Origin of the sequence: Acinetobacter sp. YH01006 (genome assembly GCF_013420445.1) — a bacterium.
GTDB lineage: Bacteria > Pseudomonadota > Gammaproteobacteria > Pseudomonadales > Moraxellaceae > Acinetobacter > Acinetobacter pseudolwoffii.
Window position 1 is genome coordinate 1 of record NZ_VOYB01000055.1, and the last position, 3,613, is coordinate 3,613.

3 protein-coding genes and 1 pseudogene are annotated in these 3,613 nt (G+C 39.9%); all 4 read left to right on the forward strand.

What is annotated here, in order from left to right; genetic code table 11:
• The first annotated feature begins 462 nt into the window (after nucleotides 1-462).
• The gene (locus tag FTT73_RS15810; RefSeq protein WP_044502095.1) at nucleotides 463-840 is read left to right on the forward strand and encodes a hypothetical protein; all 378 of its coding nucleotides are present in this window, start codon (nucleotides 463-465) and stop codon (nucleotides 838-840) included.
• 23 nt (nucleotides 841-863) lie between these two features.
• Entirely contained in the window at nucleotides 864-2,000 is a 1,137-nt protein-coding gene (gene tet(X) / locus FTT73_RS15815) for a tetracycline-inactivating monooxygenase Tet(X) (RefSeq protein ID WP_044502094.1), read from the forward strand.
• 17 nt (nucleotides 2,001-2,017) lie between these two features.
• Nucleotides 2,018-2,878 carry a macrolide hydrolase EstT gene (gene estT, locus FTT73_RS15820; protein ID WP_077782102.1) on the forward strand — a complete coding sequence of 287 codons (861 nt, stop codon included), beginning with the start codon at nucleotides 2,018-2,020 and terminating at the stop codon, nucleotides 2,876-2,878.
• 56 nt (nucleotides 2,879-2,934) lie between these two features.
• A pseudogene (locus FTT73_RS15825) lies at nucleotides 2,935-3,411 on the forward strand (GMP synthase (glutamine-hydrolyzing)); the annotation flags it as partial.
• Nucleotides 3,412-3,613 lie beyond the last annotated feature (202 nt).

Here is a 3,613-nt window from a genome sequence, read left to right on the forward strand (position 1 = left end):
GTAAATTTTCAGCGTTGCTGGCTCCCCGTCAGCCGGATTGGGTTGCATCGCAGGGGTGTCGAAAGAGTCAACTGCGGTCCAAAGCTGTTGGACTTGGGTGAAAAGGGCGTTTATTCTTCCTATACGTTGTTCAGAATAACATTGTTCCGCCAACAATCAATTCGGTAGATATTGAACCTGAATATAGGGATATATTTAACTTGACGTTACACCAATCACAACAACGGCAAGTGAATTACGCAATGAGTAATACTTTTGGTTTTGGCGGACACATTGCCACAAGTATTTTTAAAAAATATGCTGAATAGAGAGTAGGTGCTAACTTCGGTTTGCTCGTGTTGGCGCTAAATCGAAAGTTCAAGTATCCCAACATGTTCCTTCGTATAGAAGTTAAAAGTTGGCAATTATCGTAGAACAACCTACAGACAACACCAATATGTAACCGATAAATAATTACAAAATATGACCGACAGAGTAAACATCATCAATAACTACATCGATGGATACAACCAATTTGATATCAAAAAAATGGTTGCAGACCTTGACGATAATATTGTTTTTGAAAACATTCAAAATAATGATATAAGTTTATCGCTGAAAGGGTTAACAGCGTTTAAACAACAGGCAGAAACAGCAAAAACATACTTTGCAAAGAGAACACAGACAGTTAAATCGTTTAGGCATTTTGACAACAGCACTGAAATAGAAATTGATTATACAGCAATTTTAGCAATTGACTTTCCGAACGGCTTAAAAAAAGGGCAAAAGCTAAAGTTATCAGGAAAATCCGTGTTTGAATTTAAAAAAAACAAAGTGATTAAATTGACAGACATTAGTTGACATTAAAACCAGCGAACAAGAATATGACTTTACTAAAACATAAAAAAATTACAATAATTGGTGCCGGGCCTGTTGGATTAACAATGGCGAGATTGTTACAGCAAAACGGCGTGGACATTACAGTTTACGAGAGAGACAAAGACCAAGATGCAAGGATTTTTGGTGGGACACTTGATCTGCACAGGGATTCGGGACAGGAAGCAATGAAAAGAGCGGGATTGTTACAAACTTATTATGACTTAGCTTTACCAATGGGTGTAAATATTGTTGATGAAAAGGGCAATATTTTAACCACAAAAAATGTAAGACCCGAAAATCGTTTTGACAATCCTGAAATAAACAGAAATGACTTAAGGACTATCCTATTAAATAGTTTACAAAATGATACCGTCATTTGGGATAGAAAACTTGTTACCCTTGAACCTGATAAGGAGAAGTGGATACTAACTTTTGAGGATAAATCGAGTGAAACAGCAGATCTGGTTATTATTGCCAATGGTGGAATGTCTAAAGTAAGAAAATTTGTTACCGACACGGAAGTTGAAGAAACAGGTACTTTCAATATACAAGCCGATATTCATCAACCGGAGGTGAACTGTCCTGGATTTTTTCAGCTTTGCAATGGAAACCGGCTAATGGCTGCTCATCAAGGTAATTTATTATTTGCGAATCCTAATAATAATGGTGCATTGCATTTTGGAATAAGTTTTAAAACACCTGATGAATGGAAAAGCAAAACGCGGGTAGATTTTCAAGACAGAAATAGTGTCGTTGATTTTCTCCTGAAAAAATTTTCCGATTGGGACGAACGCTACAAAGAACTGATTCGTTTGACATCATCTTTTGTAGGGTTAGCGACACGAATATTTCCCTTAGATAAGTCTTGGAAAAGTAAGCGTCCATTACCCATAACGATGATTGGAGATGCTGCTCATTTGATGCCTCCTTTTGCAGGACAAGGCGTAAACAGTGGGTTGATGGATGCCTTGATATTGTCGGATAATCTGACCAATGGGAAATTTAACAGCATTGAAGAGGCTATTGAAAATTATGAACAGCAAATGTTTGCTTATGGAAGAGAAGCACAGGCAGAATCAATAATAAACGAAACGGAAATGTTCAGCCTCGACTTTTCTTTCCAAAAACTAATGAATCTATAAAACAGAAAGGCGAGGAAATGAAAGAGAAAATAGTTAAAAAAAACGGAATAAGACTTTTTACCGAAAGTTTTGGATGTGAAAAAGATCCGGCAATACTCTTGATTGCGGGAGCAACGGTATCCATGTTGTATTGGGATGCTGAATTTTGCCAGAAACTATCTGAAAAGGGATTTTTTGTTATTCGCTACGACAATAGGGACGTAGGAAAATCTACTAATTACGAACCGGGTTCAACCCCCTATGATATTGTTGACTTAACCCATGATGCTATTTCAATTTTGGACGGCTATAAAATAGTCAAAGCCAATTTTGTGGGAATTTCACTGGGCGGACTGATTTCTCAAATAGCATCAATAAAATATGCCGACAGGGTAAGTTCAATAACACTAATCTCATCAGGTCCTTGGGGCGACTCAGACCCCACAATTCCTGAAATGGATACGCGTATTTTAGATTTTCACGGAAAAGCTGAAACCGTAGATTGGACAAATGAAGACAGTGTGGCAAATTATTTAATTCAAGGTGCTGAATTGATGAGCGGCAGGAAACAATTTGACAAACAAAGAAGTGAAAAACTGATTAGAGCCGAATTTAAAAGAGCTAATAACTATATAAGTATGTTCAATCATGCGGCACTGCAAGGTGGTGAAGAATACTGGAACAGATTGAGCGAAATCAATCAACCAACCTTAATTGTACACGGAACGGACGATAAAATATGGCATTTTAAGAATTCAGCAGTTTTACTTGAAAAGATAAACGGCTCAAAACTAATAACGCTTGATGGAACCGGACACGAACTACATTTCGAAGATTGGAATAAAATTATTGATGGAATAACGCAACATACAACAAATAACAAAAGAATGAACAAATAGGGTATTATGTATTTCCAAATCAACGGTTTAGAGATTGAAGCTAATATCAATGTGTTATGACGCTCAAGCTGGTGGAGCCGCTGCGCGAGCTGTTTAAAGATGAGGTGCGCAAGATCGGTATGGAGTTAGGTCTGCCCTACGACATGGTTTACCGTCATCCCTTCCCTGGCCCTGGCTTGGGTGTGCGTATTCTTGGCGAAGTAAAAAAAGAATATGCCGACAGGTTGCGCTTGGCTGATGCCATCTTTATCGAAGAGCTGTATGCCGCTGACCTGTATCACAAAACCAGCCAAGCCTTCGCTGTATTCTTGCCAGTGAAGTCGGTTGGCGTAGTGGGCGATGCCCGCCGCTATGAGTATGTGGTGGCATTGCGCGCAGTAGAAACTATCGATTTTATGACAGCGCGCTGGGCACACTTGCCGTATGAGTTTTTAGAAACGGTTTCTAGCCGCATCATTAATGAGATTCCCGGTATTTCGCGGGTAACCTACGATGTTTCCTCAAAGCCGCCGGCAACTATTGAGTGGGAGTGACGGGCACTGGCTGGCAATGTCTAGCAACGGCAGGCATTTCGGCTGAGGGTAAAAGAACTTTCCGCTAAGCGATAGACTGTATGTAAACACAGTATTGCAAGGACGCGGAACATGCCTCATGTGGCGGCCAGGACGGCCAGCCGGGATCGGGATACTGGTCGTTACCAGAGCCACCGACCCGAGCAAACCCTTCTCTATCAGA

Excerpts from the sequence above, each read along its gene's own strand:
- estT (WP_077782102.1), top strand. The coding sequence starts at position 2,018 with ATGAAAGAGAAAATAGTTAAAAAAAACGGAATAAGACTTTTTACCGAA.
- FTT73_RS15810 (WP_044502095.1), top strand. The coding sequence starts at position 463 with ATGACCGACAGAGTAAACATCATCAATAACTACATCGATGGATACAAC.